This is a genomic window from Halomonas sp. PA16-9, assembly GCF_009728585.1.
GTDB lineage: Bacteria > Pseudomonadota > Gammaproteobacteria > Pseudomonadales > Halomonadaceae > Vreelandella > Vreelandella titanicae.
In genome coordinates, this window is the sequence record NZ_CP040452.1 from 13161 (window position 1) to 30766 (window position 17606).

Genomic DNA, 17606 nt, shown 5'->3' on the forward strand with positions numbered 1-17606 from the left:
CTTAATTAACGATTGCAGGGTGGTGCTCTGCCAGTGACGGGCAATATCAACCCGCCGGGCCACCCACACACACGGTCGTGAGTTTCGATGTAATCCAAAAAGCGCTGCAGGGCGCGAAAGCGCCCTGGGCGACCCAATAAACGGCAATGCATGCCCACCGAGAGCATTTTGGCGCCTCCTCCCCTTCTGCGTAAAGTACATCAAAGGCATCGCGCAGGTAGGTAAAGAAGTGATCCGCCGTATTGAAACCTTGGCGGCGCGGCAAAACGCATATCGTTGCTGTCCAGCGTGTAGGGCACGATCAGGTGGTTGTGGTCACTGCCCTGACTATCGGTTCACCTGCGTCCAAAAAGGCAAGTCGTCGCCGTAGTAGTCGCTATCGTAAAGGAAACCACCTTCGTCTAGCACTAAGCGCCGGGTATTGGGACTATCGCGACCGGTGTACAGCCTTGGGGTTTTTCGCCATAGAGGCGTTGAAAAATCTCCATGGCCTGCTGTAGATGCTCGCGCTCAACGTGCTCGGGCACTTCCTGATAGTGAATCCAGCGATAGCCATGGCAAGCAATCTCGTGGCCCAGCTCTTTAAATGCCAGGGCGACATCCGGGTTACGCTCCAGCGCCATGGCAACGCCAAACACCGTGAGCGGCAAATCGCGTTTTTCAAACTCGCGCGAATGCGCCATACCCCGGCGCGGGAGCCGTACTCGTAGATCGACTCCATGCTCAGTGGCGATCCGGATAAGCCGGTGCGCCGATAATTTCCGATAGGAACTGCTCGGAGCCTGAGTCGCCGTGCAACACGCAGTTTTCGCCGCCCTCCTCGTAGTTGAGCACAAACTGAACGGCAATTTTGGCCTTGTTTGGCCAGTTGGCGTGGGGCGGGTTGCGTCCATAACCGATCAAATCGCGGGGATAGTGGCCCTTAGGTGACGACGACATAGCTAGCTCCTTGATTCATACAACCCGGGCAGATCATTGGCAAATAGCCGCCCAGCAATACAGAAAAATTATTTGTATACAAAATAGCGACATTCATAACCAACCGCAACGCGGTCGACCGCTAATCCCCTGACGCTAATAGCGTTTCTTAGTTTAAAAGGCGTTAAGCCATTGAATCCTGAACAAATGGTCAAGTTTTATCAGCTGCTTTTTATTGCCGATTGCTCATTAGTCCCTTGCGCCACGTAGAAAACCGCCCTACTTTTGTATACAAGAAATGCCATATTGTTTACACACGGAATAGCTATCGTGCATATACGCATTATTAACCCCAACACAACGTCCTCCATGACCGCTGCTATTCATCAGGCAGCGCAGCAGCAGGCGGGCACTGGCACCACGGTGAGCGCTTCACAGCCGGACGCTGGCCCGGTTTCTATCGAGAGCCATTTCGACGAAGTGATCAGTGCGGTAGGAGTGGCCGAAGAGTTCTAAAAAGCGAATGCGAAGGCGGCATCGATGCCTATGTGGTGGCCTGTTTTGGTGACCCAGGCCTGCTCGCAGCGCGGGAGCTAACCCGTGCGCCGGTAATCGGCATCGCCGAAGCAGCGTTTCATCTCGCCACACTGGTGAGTACACGCTTTTCAATTGTCACCACCCTGGGCCGCACCGGCATTATCGCCGAGCACCTGCTTCAGCAGTAGCGCTTTAGCCACCACTGCCGTCGTATACGTGCCGCTGAAATTCCGGTGTTGGATCTTGAGCACCATCCTGAAGTGGCGTTTACCCGCATCGTCGAAGAGTGCTGCCGCGCCAGGGATGAGACGGTATCGGCGCCATCGTTTTAGGCTGTGGCGGGCATGGCGAATTTGACCAGGAGATCAGCCGCGAAGTGGGCCTGCCGGTAGTAGAAGGTGTTACCGCCGCGCTGAAACTGGCGGAATCACTGGTCAGTTTAAGGGCTGCATACCAGCAAACACGGCGATCTTGCCTACCCACGGCCAAAGATCTTTACGGTAAGTTTTCTGAGCTTTCTGATCTTGCGCTACCGCTTAAGTCATAACAGTTCCAAAAAATAATAGTGACTCAACAACATCTAATAACAATAGCTTAAATAGAGTTTTAAAAAGTACGTCCATTAGCACGCCACGCCGCAAGCGTTTCCCGATACCTAATCGGGATTAATAAAAACCGACAATCTTGCAGGACGACAACATGAGCGCTTCAACCTCGGCTCTTGCGTCAGAAGAACGATCCCTGCTGGATCAAAAGCACTGGGGGCAGAAAGCCTGGCCCTCAACACACCCGAATCATGGGCGCGGCTCCTACTTCCTGGCTTGGTTCGGTGGCTGCGTTTCCATTGGCCCTTTGCCATGGGCTCCAGCGTGGTCGGCACACTGAACCTGTTACAAGCTACGCTGGCCATTGCCATCGTTGCTTTGTAATCGGGATTGCCTTGGCCATCAACGGGGCCGCGGGCTACAAGTACGGCATTCCGTTTATGGTGCAAGCGCGCAGCGCGTTCGGCTTTACGGGCACGCGCTTACCGGGCTTGGTGCGCGCAGTGCCAGCGGTAGTGTGGTACGGCTTTCAAAGCTGGATTGGTGCCGGGGCACTCAATATGGTGTCGGCCACCCTGTTCGGTTTCGACAACCTTATCTTTTACTTTATTACCTTCCAGTTTCTGCAAATTGGCATGTCGGTAATGGGTTTCCAGGGTATCAAGTGGTTAGAGAATATCGGCAGCGCCTTCATCCTCGCCTCGTTGGTGTATATGTTCTACGCCACGGTGCAGCGTTACGGCGATGAGCTTTCCGCCAGCCTGCTGACCATGGAAGGCTCCTGGGGCATGCCGTTCTGGGGCGCGACCATGCTGTTTCTGGGCATCTACAGCACCATGATGCTCAACGTTAGCGACTACTCCCGCGAGCACAAGAAGGGCACCGCCCAAAGCCTGCTGACCACCATTTACGCCATGTCGATTCTGCCCTGCACGCTGTTTATGGGCTTGATCGGCTATATGGTCTCTCAGGCCACCGGCACCGCCGACCCTATCCAGGTGTTTGCCAACGCCGTCGACAACACCCGCTGCTGATGACTACCCTTCTGTTCATCGCCTTCGCCCAGGTCACCACCAACGTACTCAACAACGTGGTACCGCCGACCTATGTATTGATGGACATCTTCAAGATCAAGTTCTCGGTCGCCACGGTGATCGTTGGCTTGCTGGCTTTCGCCACCTTCCCCTGGAAACTGGTTCAGCCGGGCTCCGCTGCGGGCCTGCAGCTATTTGTGCAAACCTACTCTGCCTTCCTAGGCCCGATCTTCGCCATTCTGGTGGTCGATTATTATGTGATTCGCCGCCGCACGCTGGATATCAATAAGCTGTATGACGCCAACGGCCCTTACCAAGGCGTGAACTTAGCCGCTTTCATCGCCACGGCGGTGGGCATTGTTGCGGCGCTCTCTTTCTCGGCGATCTCGTGGTACGCCAGCCTGATACCCGCAGGTGTTACCTACTACCTGCTTATGAAGTACTGGGCTCCCTGCCAGCGCTTTAGCCAGTAACTCCATTTGCCAACCGAAGAGCTAATAAGATGAAAGAGAGCAACGACGTTAGTGACCTGGATATTAAGCACATTGATCCCACGCTGTATAACGAGGATCTCGCACCGCTGAAACCCCAGGATCGTAACTGGGGTGCGTTTGAGATATTTAACGTTTGGTCTAACGATATCCAGAGCCTGTTTGGCTACACTCTGGCGGCCTCGCTGTTTTTAACCTACGGCCTGAACGGCTGGGCGGTGATGGCGGCGATTATTCTGGCGGGCGTGATCGTGATGTTTTTGGTCAACCTCACCGGTAAGCCCAGCGTTAAATACGGCATCCCTTTCCCAGTGATGGTGCGCGCCAGCATGGGCATACGTGGCGCGAACCTACCCGCGATGCTGCGCGCCATCGTGGGGATCTTTTGGTACGGCGTGCAGACCTACTTCGCCTCCACCGCCGTCACCCTTCTAATTACGGCGTTTTTTGGCACAGGCAATGGCAGCACCTTCCTGGGGCTTTCCGGCGTGGCCTGGGTGTCGTTTGTGATTGTGTGGCTATTCCAGATCGCGATTTTCTGGCAGGGCATTGAGCGCATTAAGCACTTTCTCAACTGGGCGGGCCCGTTAGTATACGTGGTGATGTTGGTGCTGATGATCATTGTCTGGTATCAGGCGGGAAGTGAACTGATTCCTGCCATTGGCACTATTTTTAGCGGTGGCAGTGAGACAAGCGGCAGCTCAATCGCGGCCTTTATGGCGATTGTCGGCACCATGGTGGCGTATTTCGCAGCGGTGGTGATCAACTTCGGCGACTTCACCCGCTTTGTGAAAACCGAACGCCAGATGAAGCTCGGCAACCTGTTGGGCTTGCCGCTCAACGTGGCGTTTTTCTCGTTTATCGCACTGATTATTACCGCTGGCACTCTAGTGCTGTTTGGCGAGGCGCTGACCAACCCCGCCGATATCGTCGAGCGTGTAGATTCGCTGCCGCTGACGATTATCGCCGCACTAACCTTCTTTGCCGCCACGGTAGGTATCAACCTGGTCGCCAACTTCATTCCGCCCGCCTACGACCTGGCCAACCTATTCCCCAGCAAAATCAGCTTTAAAATGGGCGGCCTAATTACCGCGGTAATCGCATTCTTTGTCGGCGCGCTGTGGCTTTCGGTCATCAGCCAGATTGGCGTGCCCGGCTTTGTAAATGCGCTAGGTGCCATCGTCGCGCCCTTCTACGGCATTATCGTGGTCGACTACTACCTGATTAAGCGTCAGCACTTGAACATGCAGGAGCTGTTCTCATCAGCACCGGGCAGCGCCTACTACTACGTAAACGGCTGGAACACCCGCGCCCTTCTCGCCTTTGGCGTGGCGGCACTGTTCTCTCTCTCTACCGTGTTAGTACCCGCCCTTTCCGCGCTTGGCGGCTATGGCTGGCTAATCGGTGCAGGCTTAGGTGGGCTGTTTTTTACGGTTTGATGCGGCAGTTTAAGACTGCGCCTGCGTTGGCTCAGCAATAGACAAGTGGGTCGTAACTAGCTGATTAAAAGCTCATACAAGCGCCATCGGTTTTGCCGGTGGCGCTTTTTTGGGTCGCGGGCTGGGGTGGCCAGTGGAAAACCTGCCTGCATCCTCCCATGGCGCTACCAAGCAACGTATTTGGCGGTATCAAAACTCAGTGGAATGAGCTATTTTTTGATCTGTAGTGCGAGTTTTTCTGGTAGGCGCATGGGACATGTGCTTATTTTTCTGAAAAGAATTTGATTAAAGCAATTAAAAAAACAACGAGTTATTAAAATGCTGCATGCGTTTATGCGTAAGTTAAAAAGTGTTCTGGGATGTTTATGCACAAGCGCAATTTTCTGGCGGCCCTAAGTAGGATAAAGTTATTTTTTCATTTCATATCAGACGCTTGTTGCTTATTTATGGTTTTTGGCTTCCCAGGAAAACGCGCATGCGTATGAGTAAACTGTTAGGCAATGCAATGAATAATGCGCCGCTTGCCGATACCGGCACTTCTGATGAAAAAGAAAAAATTCGAGCCATTGTTGCTAGAAGAGGATTGAGTGGCGCAGCAAATAATACCAAGTGGAACGAATTCATAAGTTTTATGAGGCAGCAGGATGAATGGCGGCCTTCATACCGTTTCAAATGGGTAAATGGCCATATTTCAAGATGGGATACCGAATGGTGGTATCACCTACCGTTCCCCTTAATGGGTGTTGAGTGGTTTGATATCGGCCTACATCAAGAGCGACAAGAGGCAGCCTCATCAAAAACAAGGTAATTGACCACTCTCCATGATTCTCCATCAAAATTAAGAGAAATTGGTTTTGAATACGAAGTTTCAGGCGATGTGGTGCGGATTTTTGGCTACCTTCCCAGGTCGCTTGAAGACTTCCCGCCAAGCAATGCCTAACAAGTGGTTCAACCGCTCGCTGGGACGGGCTAAAGCCCGCCCTTAACCAAACGTTAGGGCATTAGACGGAGCTATTGATGTTTTCCCGAAGAACCATATTGACATTGGTCGACGCTCTCAATTTCAAAACGCATGATAAAGTGGAGCGTTTTGCCCTTGAGCTTGAACTTGAGGCCGCTGTTTCTGGCCAGTGGATAAAAGAAAAGAGACATCGATATCAAAGTACTTGATCGCTCATGGCAATGAAAAATCCTCAACTGGAGCACCGTTGGTTGTTGATGTGATTGAGTACCTCATAGAGAATCATACAATTCAGATTTCAGCGCACTCCGAAACAGCCTTGCAAGTGATGGATATGAGCTGACTGATAAAAGCGTCCGACAATCACTTCCTCAAGCTATCCCTTTAACTGAGTCAGAAAACAAACTTCTTTCGATTCTGAATGCTAGGGGGTTAAATGTCGCCATAGGGCACTACGAACAAGCTCTGGCCGCTCACGGTCGCGGCGATTGGGCGGCTACAAATGCCCAATTAAGGTCTTTCGTTGAGGAGTTCTTCAACCAATGCCACGCGCTATTAGGTATAGGGACGGGCCAATCAACACAACAAAAGAAGCAAGATTTAGCAAGCAGCGGTTTCTTTATCTCTCAATATAACGAGTTTTTAGGCAATGGCTCGGGATTCGTTGAAGGCTTTTGGAAACGGCTGCACCCTCACGGGTCGCACCCAGGCCTTTCTGAGTCTGCGGATTCAACATTTCGGTTACACATGGTTCTGTTGGTCTTACATCACTATGCAGAGAGGCTTGATGAAAAGTTGCCCTAACAAGGCCAGGCACGGCGACGGCTTTTCCGTTGCGGCTTCGCCTCCACAACAAAGCCGCGCGTGCTAGCGGCGTTAGAGCTATATCAGGGAGAATGCTATGAGTGAAGCAGTAATGATCAAAGAGCCGGAACCTCGTGAAAAGCTCTTGATGATTATTTATGAGGTGTTGGCGGACCTTTCTATCAATGAAGATGCTGAAAAGCGATTTGAAAATTTAGTCGAGAAAGGAATGCATAAGGTCGATTTTGATCGTGTCACTCATGCACGAACAATAGAAGCACAAGAAAACTTTCGAATGCTCGCTCAGGACATCCGAGACAGGTTGCACGGCGTCAAGTCGGTAGTTGAAGTAGAAGATATTGAAAATAGCTTGTCTACTTTATGTCCAATTTACCCAATTTGTTGATCGATGATGGAAGAAAAAACTCAAAAAGCTTTTGATTTTGCTGCTGATTTAGTAAAGCAGCTGATTACCTTGTCGACAGCGATCATAGCTTTAACAGTTACGTTCGCCAAAGACATTTTCGCCGAGAATGGAGATTGCTTTTCGGGCTGGCTTGTCGCCGCTTGGATAACCTATTTCTTATCAATTATTTTTGGCGTCTGGGCGCTTATGGCATTAACAGGAACACTTGACCCCCCGAAAAATAAAAGCCCTTCCTTATCTATTCAGGGCGGAAATTGTAGGCTGCCAACAGGCTTGCAGATACTTGCCTTTTTAATGGGAATTGGTCTGACGATAACATATGCGATCAAGTCGCTCTAACAAAGCCATGAAATTCGCTCCCTACAGTCGCCGGACGCTCGCAAGCTCGCGCCGTTTATGGCGGCGTAAGAGCATCATTGATCCAGGAGGCGGGGAAAGTATGACAATATCACACCTCTCCCATGTTAGGAGCATCAGCCATGAGCATGCACCGAAAAACCATCACGCTGACTGAACAGCAAAACGACTGGGTGAAAGCCCAGATTGAAAGCGGTCACTATGGCAATGATAGTGAATACATCCGCGATCTTATCCGAAGGGATCAGCAGGCCAAACAACGTCTTGCCATGCTGAGGCAAGCCCTCGTTGAGGGTGAGTCAAGCGGGAACCCGAAACCCCTGGATATATCGGCTATTAAGGCGGCTGGCCGTAAGCGGATCAAGGCGGTTGATTAGTGCTTGAGTTGAATGTCACGCCAAAGGCGGAATCAGATCTCATCGGAATTTGGGTGTATACCTGTGAGGAATGGGGCGTTGATCAGGCGGATAATTACCTGGATCGGCTTGAGACCGGCATGAAACGGCTGATTGATCATCCATCACTTGGCGCGAACTACGACCATGTTTTTTCTGGGTATCGCAGATTACAGGTCGAGCACCACGCTGTTTTTTATCAACTGCATGACTCGAAAGTGCTCGTTGTTCGTGTGCTTCATGAGGACATGGATGCTCCGGAAAGGCTTTTGAAGTAGTAGGAGCTATATTCTCGGCGCAGCTTCAATATCACCGCCCCGTGCCGTTGCCCCCAACAAGCTGCAGCTTGAGCCATCAACCTCATCCCCCAAATATCTGCTGCAAATCCGGCACATTCTCCTCCTCTTCGACCATGGATAGCGACGCCTCAATAGCTTTTAGATGGCGGCTCATAAAGGCTTTGGCGCGTTCGCCGTTGCCTGCTTCCAGGTAGCCGATCAGGTCGTCGTGGTCATGGGATTCACAGCCTAAATGGCCGCGATGGCCGTAGACGGCGAGTATCAGTGAAGAACGCGAACAGAGGCGTTCAACAAACTCTGCCAGGGTGGCGTTGCCTGAGAGCTGCGCTAAACGCACATGGAAGTCGGCCGATAGGCGAATAGCCACGCTCTGTTGGCCGCTGCGCAGCGCTTGGCGCTCTTGCGGGCCATTTCGCGCAGCTCCGCTGCTTCTTTTTCGCCCATGCGCCGCGCCACATCGGGCATTAATCCGCACTCGATTAACTGGCGGGCATCGAACACGTCTTTGGCTTCATCGGCGGTGGGCCGGGTAACGCTGGCGCCACGGCGCGGTGTTAGCGTGACTAACTGCTCCAGCGCCAGGCGCTGCAGGATTTTACGAATACCGGTGCGACTAATGCCAAAGACTTCCGCCAGCGCATCTTCGCGCAACCGTGCGCCGGGCTTTAAGCGCTGCTCGACAATGGCATCGCTCACGGAGCGATAAATGGCGTCGTGGCGTTCATCGCCCTCTTTGCTATTTTTCGTTTCTTTAGCAGGAGCGCGCCGTTTTTCCGGCGCCTGCGCATCACTCATAGCTATCCTCTCTGATCATTCCTCCCAAGCGGCAATCATATCGCGCTCTTCATCGCTCATGTTGGTCATATTGCCTAACGGCATATAGCGGCTGGTCACGACCTGCTGAATTTGTGCCTTTTGCCCGAGGATTTCATCCCAGCTATCGAAAGCAATCCCCGCGGGCGGTGCTGAAAAACCGGCATGCTCAGGGTTGCGAGCATGACACTGAACACAGTGCTGCTCAATCAAGCCGGTGATTTGTTCCTGATCCGGCCCTTGCGCGCCGTCATTACCACTAGGCGACGATGAACTTGGTGCGGCCACCCAAAACGCTAACAGAATAAGCCCTACCCCAACGGCGGGATACGCTGGCTGGGTTTTGCCTGCATGCATCAACACAAAGAATTGACGGATTAAAGCACCGGCAAAGATAAACAGCACCATCACGACCCGGCAAGCTCGTGGGAGTAGATAAAGGAGTAGTGATTACTCACCATCAACAACACGACCGGTAGCGTGAAGTAGGTGTTATGCACCGAGCGCTGCTTGCCGCGTTTGCCATCCAAAGGATTAGGCGCACCGCCTGCCTTCATGGCTTTTACCATGCGGCGCTGGCCGGGAATGATCCAGAAGAAAACGTTGGCTGACATTGCCGTCGCCATCACCGCACCTGTGAGCAGAAAGGCAGCACGGCCGTGAACATCTGCGTGCTGAGGTAGGCAACGACCACCATCATTACGGCAACAGCGACACTGAGCAGGCCGTCGCGATCCATATTGGGGCTAATGCGTTTACACAGCTCGTTATAAACCACCCAACCGCCCAGCAAAAATGCCAGCGCCAGCACGTTGGCCTGCCAGCCCGTCATGCTGGCTGCCCACTCCCAGGGACTATTGGGGTTTACCAGATAGAAGCCCGGATTGACCATGTAGAGAATCACAAACAGCGCAAAGCCGGAAAGCCAGGTGGTGTAAGCTTTCCAGAATGACCAGTGCAGATCATTGGGTAACTTGGCAGGTGCGGTAGCGTACTTCTGGTTGTGGTAAAAACCACCACCATGCACCGACCACATTTCGCCAAACACACCCTTCTGGCGGTCTTCCTCAGCTTTCGGTGTGCGCAGGCTATTATCCAGCATTACAAAATAGATCGACTCGCCGATCCAGGCGATGGCCGCAATCACATGCAGCCAGCGCAGCAGCAAATTAACAAAATCGATTAGATACGCTTGCATAACGGAAGTCCCTTATCAGCTACCGCGGTAAGTTGAGTAGCCATAGGGCGAGAGAAGTAGCGGCACATGGTAGTGCTGGCTGGCATCCGCAACGCCAAAGCGCAGCGGGATAACATCTAGAAAGCGCGGTTCGGCAGCTTCAACGCCTTGAGCACGCAGGTAGTCACCGGCATGGAACACCAGTTCGTACTCGCCTGGCGTGAGCGCATCACCCTCTAAAATGGGCGCATCGCAACGCCCGTCACTGTTGGTGATCACGGTACTCAGATGCTGGCGCTCACTGCCGGTAAGGCGAAACACCTCAATGGTAATCCCCTGACCGGGCTGACCTTTGGCGGTATCCAGTACGTGGGTGGTTAAACGTCCCATAGCCGCTCCTTGTTGATTATTGATGACGTTGCTTGACCTATTGGTCAAAGAGTACCGTTACTGATATTTATTGTATACAGTAAGTCCAACCCTGCACATTTAGATCCACGTTTGCTTTGAATCACGTATGTTGTAAAAACTTAAACCGCTTAGGAGAGTTCCAGTGCCCACACCGCAACCGTTACTGCTTTCACCCGCGCCTAGCAAGTGCAGTCTTGAAATGCTGACTCATCACTATGGGGATGTTTATGAACACTCCCCCTGGGTGGCCGAAGCTGCCTGGCAGCACGGCCTGGCTGAAGCCCACGACGAGCCTGACGCATTAGCCGAGCTGATGGGGCTTATGTTGCAGCAGGCGAGCAACGAACAGCAAATTAAGGTGATTCAGGCGCACCCTGACCTGGCAGGCAAAGCCGCTATGGCAGGTGAATTAACCCAAGACTCAACCAGCGAACAAGCAGGCGCCGGGCTTGACCAGTGCAGCCCTGAGGAGTTTGCGCGCTTTGAATACCTTAATGCGGCGTACAAGGAGAAGTTTGGCTTTCCTTTTGTGATTGCCGTTAAAGGGCTGGATCGACATGCCATATTAGCAGCCTTCGAGGAGCGCCTGAACAACGATGCGGCTACCGAGCGCCAAACGGCAATTGAGCAAATTATTCGCATTGCGCGCTTTCGGTTAAGGGCGCGGGCCGAGCAATAAAACGAAGCGTTGAAGACTATTCGTTGATCGGGCTATTGCATTTATTTCTTGTATACACTTTTATTGGCTAATGGATGCAAGAAGAAAACAATGTCACCCACAGCGAATAAAGGCTCTCTATGTCCACACTGCCCGATGCCAAAACGCGGCCTTCGCGTACCATTAATCAAAACCCCGATGCGATGCCGCCGTTATCAAAAGCGATCCCGCTAGGCCTCCAGCACATCATGGCCATGTTCGCTGGCAACGTGACACCGCCGATTATTATTGCTGGCGTGATCGGCGCTAATCCGGCGGAGCAGATCTTTTTAATTCAGGTGGCACTGTTTGTTGCGGGGGTATCCACGCTGGTACAAACCATCGGCATCGGCCCGATAGGCGCACGCCTACCGATTGTGCAGGGCACTAGCTTTGGCTTCTTGCCGGTGGCGCTGCCGCTGGCGAAAGCGTTTGGCCTACCCGCCGTTCTGGGCGCTTCCTTTGTAGCAGGGCTGCTGCAAATTGTGCTCGGTGCGTTTTTAAAGAAGATTCGCCACTGGTTCTCTCCAGTAGTCACCGGCATTGTGGTGCTATTGATCGGGATTACATTGATGCCGGTCGGCCTCAATTACGCCGCGGGCGGTGTGGGGGCGGATGACTTTGCATCACCCAGCAACTTGTTGCTGGCGCTCTTTGTACTCAGCGTGACGATTGCCGTTCATCAATATGGGCGGGGCTTTATCAAAGCATCCTCTATTCTATTTGGCTTATTGGCTGGCTACATAGTGGCCATTGCCCTTGGAATAGTTGATTTTACGTCACTGAGTAACGCTGCCTGGTTTGCACTCCCCAAGCCGCTGGAATACGGCATGACGTTTTCGGGCACCGCAATCATTGGCATGACGCTGATTATGTTCGTGGTTGGGTTAGAAACGATCGGCAATATCTCTGCGATTACGACCACAGGGGCAGGCGCCCGGCGAAGGATCGCGAGCTTTCCGCGGCGTGATGGCCGATGGTGTGGCCACTTCATTGGCAGCGGTTTTCAATACTCTACCCAACACCGCTTACGCTCAAAATGTTGGTTTGATTACCCTCACCGGCGTGGTGAGTCGCCATGTGGTTACCATCGGTGGGTTGCTATTAATTGCCATGGGGCTATTTCCCAAGCTGGGAGGACTGGTGGCCGCCATGCCGCCTGCGGTTCTTGGCGGTGCGGGCGTCGTCATGTTCGGCATGATTGCATCGGCGGGTCTTAAAATTATCAAAGAGTGCGAGCTGGATCAGCGCAACATGCTGATAATTGCCGTTTCGCTAAGCCTGGGTATCGGTCTACCAGCCGTCGAGGCGATTTCAGAAACCATGCCGGGGCAGCTAGGGCTGCTGCTTAAGTCGGGCTTAGTGCCTGCCGCCCTCGCCGCTTTATTACTAGACGCCATTTTACCAGGCAAACCTGACAGGCGTGCCAAACTGGCCAAGGCCGAAGCGGAGTATCAAAACCGTTAATCATGCACTGATGAGCGGGTGCAAATAAAAACGCCGCACCCTCGGGGCGCGGCGTTTTAAAGCGGTGGTACAGTTAAATTACTGCTTGGCGGTCTCTACCGCTTTCTTAGTGGTCTCTTCTGCCATTTTTTGGCTGTCTTGAGCGAAGCTTTGGCCGATGGAAGTTACTTTTTCCGTGTCGCCCTTCACTCGTTCCATAAATTCGCCAGCCGTTTTTTGCTGGGTTTCCATGGCTTTTTTGAAGCTGTCGGGGTCTTTGACATCAAGCCAAGTGCGCGCTTGCGCAATCGCCATGTCCGAGTAGGCACGGGCTGCATCTAACTGTGCACTCACCAGCTGATCATAGTAATCTAGCGCTGTCAGCGTGTAAGAACGCATCGGTGAAACAAAAACGGACTCAAACTGCTGCGTGGTTTTCTCAGTCGCTTTGTTCATAATAGTACCTCCAAGAGTGAGCTAGCACATAAACACGCCTTGATTAGGCGGTTCTTAGCCAGGCTTTTGCCTCTGCTGTCCTTAAAGCTAGCAGTGCTTTTTGTGCAGCGCAACATGATTTTTCCTCATGCTGCGCCTGCTCACTCACAAATAGTTAGAACGGCTGACAGCAGCCTGCTACTAGCGGTTACCGAACAAGTGCTTACGCGCCTGCTCATCCATTTCCACGCCGGCTTGGGGATTGACGTCTTCGACCAATGCATAAGCTCGACGTACGGCCGGGCGTGCTTTGATCATGTCAAACCAGCGCTCCAAGTCGGGAAACTCGTCCAGGGTTTGACGCTGTTTTTCCCAGGGAACAATCCAGGGATAGATCGCCATGTCAGCAATCGAGTAGTCATCGCCACCGACATAAGTGTGATGCGCCAAGCGTTGGTCTAGCACGCTATAAAGCCGATTGGTTTCGCGCACGTAGCGCTCAATGGCGTAATCGATCTTTTGCGGCGCATAGTGGCAAAAGTGATGGTTTTGGCCTGCCATGGGCCCTAGCCCACCCATTTGCCAGTGCAACCACTGCAATACGATATAGCGCTCGCGGCCTGCAGAGGGTAAGAAGAGGCCACTCTTATCGGCCAGGTACTCGAGGATAGCGCCCGACTCAAACATCGATAGCGGCTGGCCACCATCCTGTGGTGAGTGATCGACAATAGCGGGAATTCGATTATTGGGGGCGATAGTGAGAAATTCAGGATCAAACTGCTCGCCTCGGCCAATGTTAATCGGCTTCACTCGGTACGCCAGATTGGCTTCTTCGAGCATGATGGAGATTTTATGGCCGTTAGGTGTTGTCCAATAATACAGGTCAATCATTGCCATCTCCTTGATGAAAACCTTGATTCACTCGCAATGAGCCACCAAGATTTCAAAATTTATCGAGCGGTACTTTAGCGTACCGCCCTGTTAGCCATATCGCGCCGTTGGCGTTATATATCGCGTACGGTCAGGGCATTACTGGCAGCCCCATTGTGCACGTTGAGCATACGCTTGAACCACTCATCCACCGGGTCGCCAGGCTCTACTACCGCCTGTGTCGATACAACGTGAGCCCACATCATGCTGCCAAACAGCAGGTAATCTGAGCCGCTGGGTGCGTCACCGTCTAAAAAGGTGCTCTCCCGCAGCAGGTCACGTACCGGTGCCAGCGCCTTCTTGAGCTGCTGCTTACCCTGCTCGGGCTGATGGAACTCTTCCAGCGTGCAACCAAACCGCGCTTCGCGTGTTTCGCGGAAATAGCTACGGTCGTCTGGGTGGACGGCTGCAAATAAATCCATGGCAATAATGCGGAATAGCGCAGGGTTTATGCTGCGCTCAACAAAGTATTTGAACAGTAATACCCGCTGATAGCTGACGCCCTCACCCAACACGGGTGCCTCGGGATACGCCTTATCCAGGTAGCGCATAATCTCGAAACTGTCGGTAACGACCTGATCACCGTCGCAGAGCACCGGCACTTTGTCGTAGTCGGCAAACGCCAGCGCTTTCTTATCGAGGAATCGCCACGCTACGGAGGTGAACTCCAGCCCTTTGTGGGCGAGTGCCATACGTACGCGCCAGCAGTAAGGTGAGAAGCGGAGCCGTTCGTCCCGGCCGCACAGATCATAAAGAGTCATTGCCACTGCCATAACCTCCGTGTGGTTGATCATAGTGAGTACACAGCATTTCAGCCGATAACAATGAGCGTAAGACAACTACGACGCAACTAGCGAGTTCTGTACTCATCCTTTCGCTGGCAACTGTACTGTCTATTAGTCTAATGACTCAGCGCCTTTAGACTTACCCCCGACTACCAAAAAACCATTTAAAACATATATATAAGAAAATAAAAGCCGTGAAAAACTAGCTATCAAACAAGCACTTAAGTGGTAAGACCAATTTTCCAATGTAGTCATATGATTAGCCTAATCGTATCTTTCACCTACACCCGACTGGCGGTACGACTGCCAGACGGTTATTGCGGAGCATACCAAATCAATAACAAGGGGCAGTTCCTTCCATGAATGAAACGATACTTGCACTTCTGGCCTTCCTGCCGCTGTTGCTGGCCGGTATTTTGCTCATAGGGTTTAAAATACCTGCCAAGATAGCGATGCCGATTTTTTCCTGACCGCGGCCATTATTGGCTTAACCGCTTGGGATATGTCCTTTAGCCGCGTGGCGGCGTCGACCATCCAAGGCCTGATTCAAACTGCGGGTCTCCTATGGATCATATTTGGCGCCATACTGCTGCTTAATACGCTTAAGCACTCCGGCGGTATTACGGCTATCCGTAATGGTTTTTCAGGCATTAGCCCTGACCGCCGTGTACAGGCGTTGATTGTTGCCTGGCTGTTCGGCTGTTTTATCGAAGGGGCCTCAGGCTTCGGTACGCCCGCCGCGGTAGCTGCACCGCTAATGGTCGCTCTTGGCTTCCCGGCGCTTGCTGCTGTGGTCGTGGGTATGATGATTCAATCAACGCCTGTCTCGTTTGGCGCGGTGGGCACGCCTATTGTGGTCGGGGTTGGTAGTGGCCTGGATCGTGCTGGCATTAGCGCGAACTCGACTCGGTAGGCTCAAGCTGGGATGTCTTCTTCCAACTAGTCACCAGCGAAGTGGCGATTACTCACGGCATCGTGGGCATTTTAATGCCGCTGATTCTCGTTACCGTGATGGTGCGTTTCTTCGGTGCCAACCGTTCCTGGAAAGAGGGACTGTCGATTACCCCCTTCGCCATCTTTACCGGTATCTGCTTCGTAGTGCCTTACATGCTGGTGGGCGTGCTGTTGGGCCCTGAATTCCCGTCAATGATCGGCGCGATGGTGGGCTTGGCGATTGTCGTACCGCTGCCAAACGCGGCTTTCTGATGCCTAAAGATACCTGGGATTTCCCCGAGTCCTCTTCTTGGCCAGACGAGTGGATCGGCAACCTGCAGATCAAGCTTGACGACGTTGTCGGCAGAGCGCCGATGTCCACCTTTAAAGGCTGGGTACCCTATGTGCTGCTCGCACTGTTTTTGGTGGCCTCTCGCATTATTGAGCCCCTCAAAACAGCACTTACCTCTATTAACCTCAGTTGGAACAATATTCTTGGTGAAGCGGGCATCAGCGGTGGGGTTCAGCCGCTCTACTTGCCCGGCGGTATTATAATTGCCGTGGTCATTGTGACCTATTTCCTGCACCGCATGAATCCGCAAAAGATTAGCGCTGCGGTGTCTGAATCTACCAAAACGATTTTTGGGGCGGGTTTCGTTTTGATCTTTACCGTGCCGATGGTGCGCATCTTGATCAACTCCGGCGTTAACGGCGCAGACCTTGTTTCAATGCCGGTAATGATGGCCCAGGCAGTGGCCAGTAGCGTAGGCGGCATTTACCCCTTCTTTGCCCCAGCGGTAGGGGCGCTGGGCGCCTTTATTGCAGGTTCCAACACGGTATCCAATCTAATGCTGGCGGAGTTCCAGTTTAGTGTTGCTGAAACCCTGGGCCTCTCTACGGCCATGATGGTAGCGCTGCAGGCCGTGGGTGCGGCGGCAGGTAATATGATTGCCATCCATAACGTGGTCGCGGCGTCAGCAACGGTCGGGCTGTTAGGCCGTGAAGGCGCCACGCTGCGTAAGACGATTCTGCCCACCATCTACTACCTCATCTTTGCCGGTACCATCGCACTGATTGCGTTCTACGTTATTGGCGTCACAGATCCGTTGATGTGATGTAATGTGAGCTAGCGCTCGTATACGCTACGCTAGAAACACAAACCCCCAGGCCTAAACCTGGGGGTTTTGTCGTTTTGGTGAGATCAATCTAGCCAGCTAGCGTCAGTCTATTCGCTTTAGCTCATGGCTGTGGCGTTTACCGCGCTCGACATAGCCCTGGGCATTCTTTTTCATACCCGCAACGGCCTCATCAGAAAGCTCCCGCACCACCCTGGCAGGCGAGCCAACGATTAACGAGTTAGGCGGAAACACCGCGCCCTCCTTAATAAAGGCACCGGCACCCACCAGGCTATTCTCACCAATCACCGCGCCATTGAGTACTACCGCCTGTATACCGATTAAGCAGCCATCGCCTACGGTGCAGCCATGCAGCATAGCCTGATGCCCGACCGTCACCCCTTTTCCTACTTTAAGCGGAAAGCCTGGGTCAGCATGGAGAACCGCACCATCCTGAACATTGCTCTCTTCGCCTATCTCCAGATGGTCACTGTCGCCGCGCAACACGGCCTGATACCAGACGCTTGAATGTGCCTTTAAGGTCACTTGGCCGATAACATCCGCCGTTTCCGCGATGTAGACCTCGTCGTGAATCTCTGGGCGATACTCACCGTATTGATAAATGGCCACATTGATCTCCTGGGTTGTTGTTGGTGT

Annotated in this window: 11 protein-coding genes and 8 pseudogenes; 11 read left to right on the forward strand and 8 right to left on the reverse strand. The window is 52.8% G+C overall.

The genetic code is table 11. The features are described 5' to 3' along the window. Position 1: 1 nt before the first annotated feature. Positions 2 to 939, reverse strand: a pseudogene (gene puuE, locus FDY98_RS16505) (allantoinase PuuE). Positions 940 to 1248: 309 nt separating this feature from the next. Here puuE and FDY98_RS16510 point away from each other — a divergent pair. The 8 genes and pseudogenes from FDY98_RS16510 to FDY98_RS16545 all read left to right on the forward strand — a co-directional run bounded on the left by FDY98_RS16510 (position 1249) and on the right by FDY98_RS16545 (position 8186). After that, positions 1249 to 2018, forward strand: a pseudogene (locus tag FDY98_RS16510) (aspartate/glutamate racemase family protein). Positions 2019 to 2192: 174 nt separating this feature from the next. Continuing rightward, positions 2193 to 3507, forward strand: a pseudogene (locus tag FDY98_RS16515) (NCS1 family transporter). A gap of 29 nt (positions 3508 to 3536) precedes the next feature. After that, positions 3537 to 5005: pseudogene (locus FDY98_RS16520) on the forward strand (NCS1 family nucleobase:cation symporter-1). Between the two features lie 440 nt (positions 5006 to 5445). After that, complete coding sequence (locus tag FDY98_RS16525) at positions 5446 to 5772, forward strand: DUF6678 family protein (RefSeq protein WP_340147005.1); 327 nt, start codon at positions 5446 to 5448, stop codon at positions 5770 to 5772. A gap of 1054 nt (positions 5773 to 6826) precedes the next feature. Beyond that, on the forward strand, positions 6827 to 7135 hold the full coding sequence (locus FDY98_RS16530; RefSeq protein WP_027958110.1) for a hypothetical protein: 309 nt from the start codon (positions 6827 to 6829) through the stop codon (positions 7133 to 7135). A 6-nt stretch (positions 7136 to 7141) separates the two neighbouring features. Further along, positions 7142 to 7495, forward strand: a complete 354-nt coding sequence (locus FDY98_RS16535) for a hypothetical protein (RefSeq protein WP_027958111.1) — start codon at positions 7142 to 7144, stop codon at positions 7493 to 7495. Between the two features lie 140 nt (positions 7496 to 7635). Beyond that, the gene (locus FDY98_RS16540) at positions 7636 to 7890 is read left to right on the forward strand and encodes a type II toxin-antitoxin system ParD family antitoxin (RefSeq protein ID WP_027958112.1); all 255 of its coding nucleotides are present in this window, start codon (positions 7636 to 7638) and stop codon (positions 7888 to 7890) included. Continuing rightward, a complete protein-coding gene (locus tag FDY98_RS16545) occupies positions 7890 to 8186 on the forward strand; it encodes a type II toxin-antitoxin system RelE/ParE family toxin (protein ID WP_027958113.1) in 297 nt (98 codons plus the stop codon). Before FDY98_RS16540 ends, FDY98_RS16545 begins: the two co-directional genes overlap by 1 nt. Positions 8187 to 8268: 82 nt before the next feature. Here the strand turns inward: FDY98_RS16545 and FDY98_RS16550 are convergent. The 3 genes and pseudogenes from FDY98_RS16550 to uraH form a co-directional block, all read right to left on the reverse strand. Further along, a pseudogene (locus FDY98_RS16550) lies at positions 8269 to 9002 on the reverse strand (GntR family transcriptional regulator). Between the two features lie 15 nt (positions 9003 to 9017). Next, positions 9018 to 10218: pseudogene (locus FDY98_RS16555) on the reverse strand (urate hydroxylase PuuD). 15 nt (positions 10219 to 10233) lie between these two features. Beyond that, positions 10234 to 10587 (reverse strand): hydroxyisourate hydrolase, encoded by a 354-nt coding sequence (uraH, locus tag FDY98_RS16560; RefSeq protein WP_027958116.1) that lies wholly within the window; start codon positions 10585 to 10587, stop codon positions 10234 to 10236. 163 nt (positions 10588 to 10750) lie between these two features. On the opposite strand from uraH, the gene uraD reads away from it, so the two are divergent. Continuing rightward, on the forward strand, positions 10751 to 11287 hold the full coding sequence (gene uraD / locus FDY98_RS16565; protein ID WP_027958117.1) for a 2-oxo-4-hydroxy-4-carboxy-5-ureidoimidazoline decarboxylase: 537 nt from the start codon (positions 10751 to 10753) through the stop codon (positions 11285 to 11287). Positions 11288 to 11406: 119 nt separating this feature from the next. Further along, positions 11407 to 12772 (forward strand): annotated as a pseudogene (locus FDY98_RS29645) (uracil-xanthine permease family protein). Positions 12773 to 12850: 78 nt separating this feature from the next. Here the strand turns inward: FDY98_RS29645 and FDY98_RS16575 are convergent. From FDY98_RS16575 to FDY98_RS16585, 3 genes are all read right to left on the reverse strand, one after another. Then, on the reverse strand, positions 12851 to 13207 hold the full coding sequence (locus FDY98_RS16575; protein WP_027958119.1) for a phasin family protein: 357 nt from the start codon (positions 13205 to 13207) through the stop codon (positions 12851 to 12853). Positions 13208 to 13387: 180 nt separating this feature from the next. Beyond that, entirely contained in the window at positions 13388 to 14077 is a 690-nt protein-coding gene (locus FDY98_RS16580; protein ID WP_027958120.1) for a glutathione binding-like protein, read from the reverse strand. Positions 14078 to 14190: 113 nt separating this feature from the next. Next, positions 14191 to 14883, reverse strand: a complete 693-nt coding sequence (locus FDY98_RS16585) for a glutathione S-transferase family protein (RefSeq protein WP_027958121.1) — start codon at positions 14881 to 14883, stop codon at positions 14191 to 14193. 377 nt (positions 14884 to 15260) lie between these two features. Here FDY98_RS16585 and FDY98_RS16590 point away from each other — a divergent pair. Further along, positions 15261 to 16949, forward strand: a pseudogene (locus FDY98_RS16590) (L-lactate permease). Between the two features lie 105 nt (positions 16950 to 17054). Here the strand turns inward: FDY98_RS16590 and FDY98_RS16595 are convergent. Beyond that, positions 17055 to 17579 (reverse strand): gamma carbonic anhydrase family protein, encoded by a 525-nt coding sequence (locus FDY98_RS16595; RefSeq protein WP_027958122.1) that lies wholly within the window; start codon positions 17577 to 17579, stop codon positions 17055 to 17057. Positions 17580 to 17606 lie beyond the last annotated feature (27 nt).

Bases quoted from the DNA above. Each gene is read 5' to 3' on its own strand.
- FDY98_RS16525 (WP_340147005.1), top strand. From the start codon at position 5,446: ATGAGTAAACTGTTAGGCAATGCAATGAATAATGCGCCGCTTGCCGAT.
- FDY98_RS16530 (WP_027958110.1), top strand. From the start codon at position 6,827: ATGAGTGAAGCAGTAATGATCAAAGAGCCGGAACCTCGTGAAAAGCTC.
- FDY98_RS16535 (WP_027958111.1), top strand. From the start codon at position 7,142: ATGGAAGAAAAAACTCAAAAAGCTTTTGATTTTGCTGCTGATTTAGTA.
- FDY98_RS16540 (WP_027958112.1), top strand. From the start codon at position 7,636: ATGAGCATGCACCGAAAAACCATCACGCTGACTGAACAGCAAAACGAC.
- uraH (WP_027958116.1), bottom strand. From the start codon at position 10,587: ATGGGACGTTTAACCACCCACGTACTGGATACCGCCAAAGGTCAGCCC.
- FDY98_RS16575 (WP_027958119.1), bottom strand. From the start codon at position 13,207: ATGAACAAAGCGACTGAGAAAACCACGCAGCAGTTTGAGTCCGTTTTT.
- FDY98_RS16580 (WP_027958120.1), bottom strand. From the start codon at position 14,077: ATGATTGACCTGTATTATTGGACAACACCTAACGGCCATAAAATCTCC.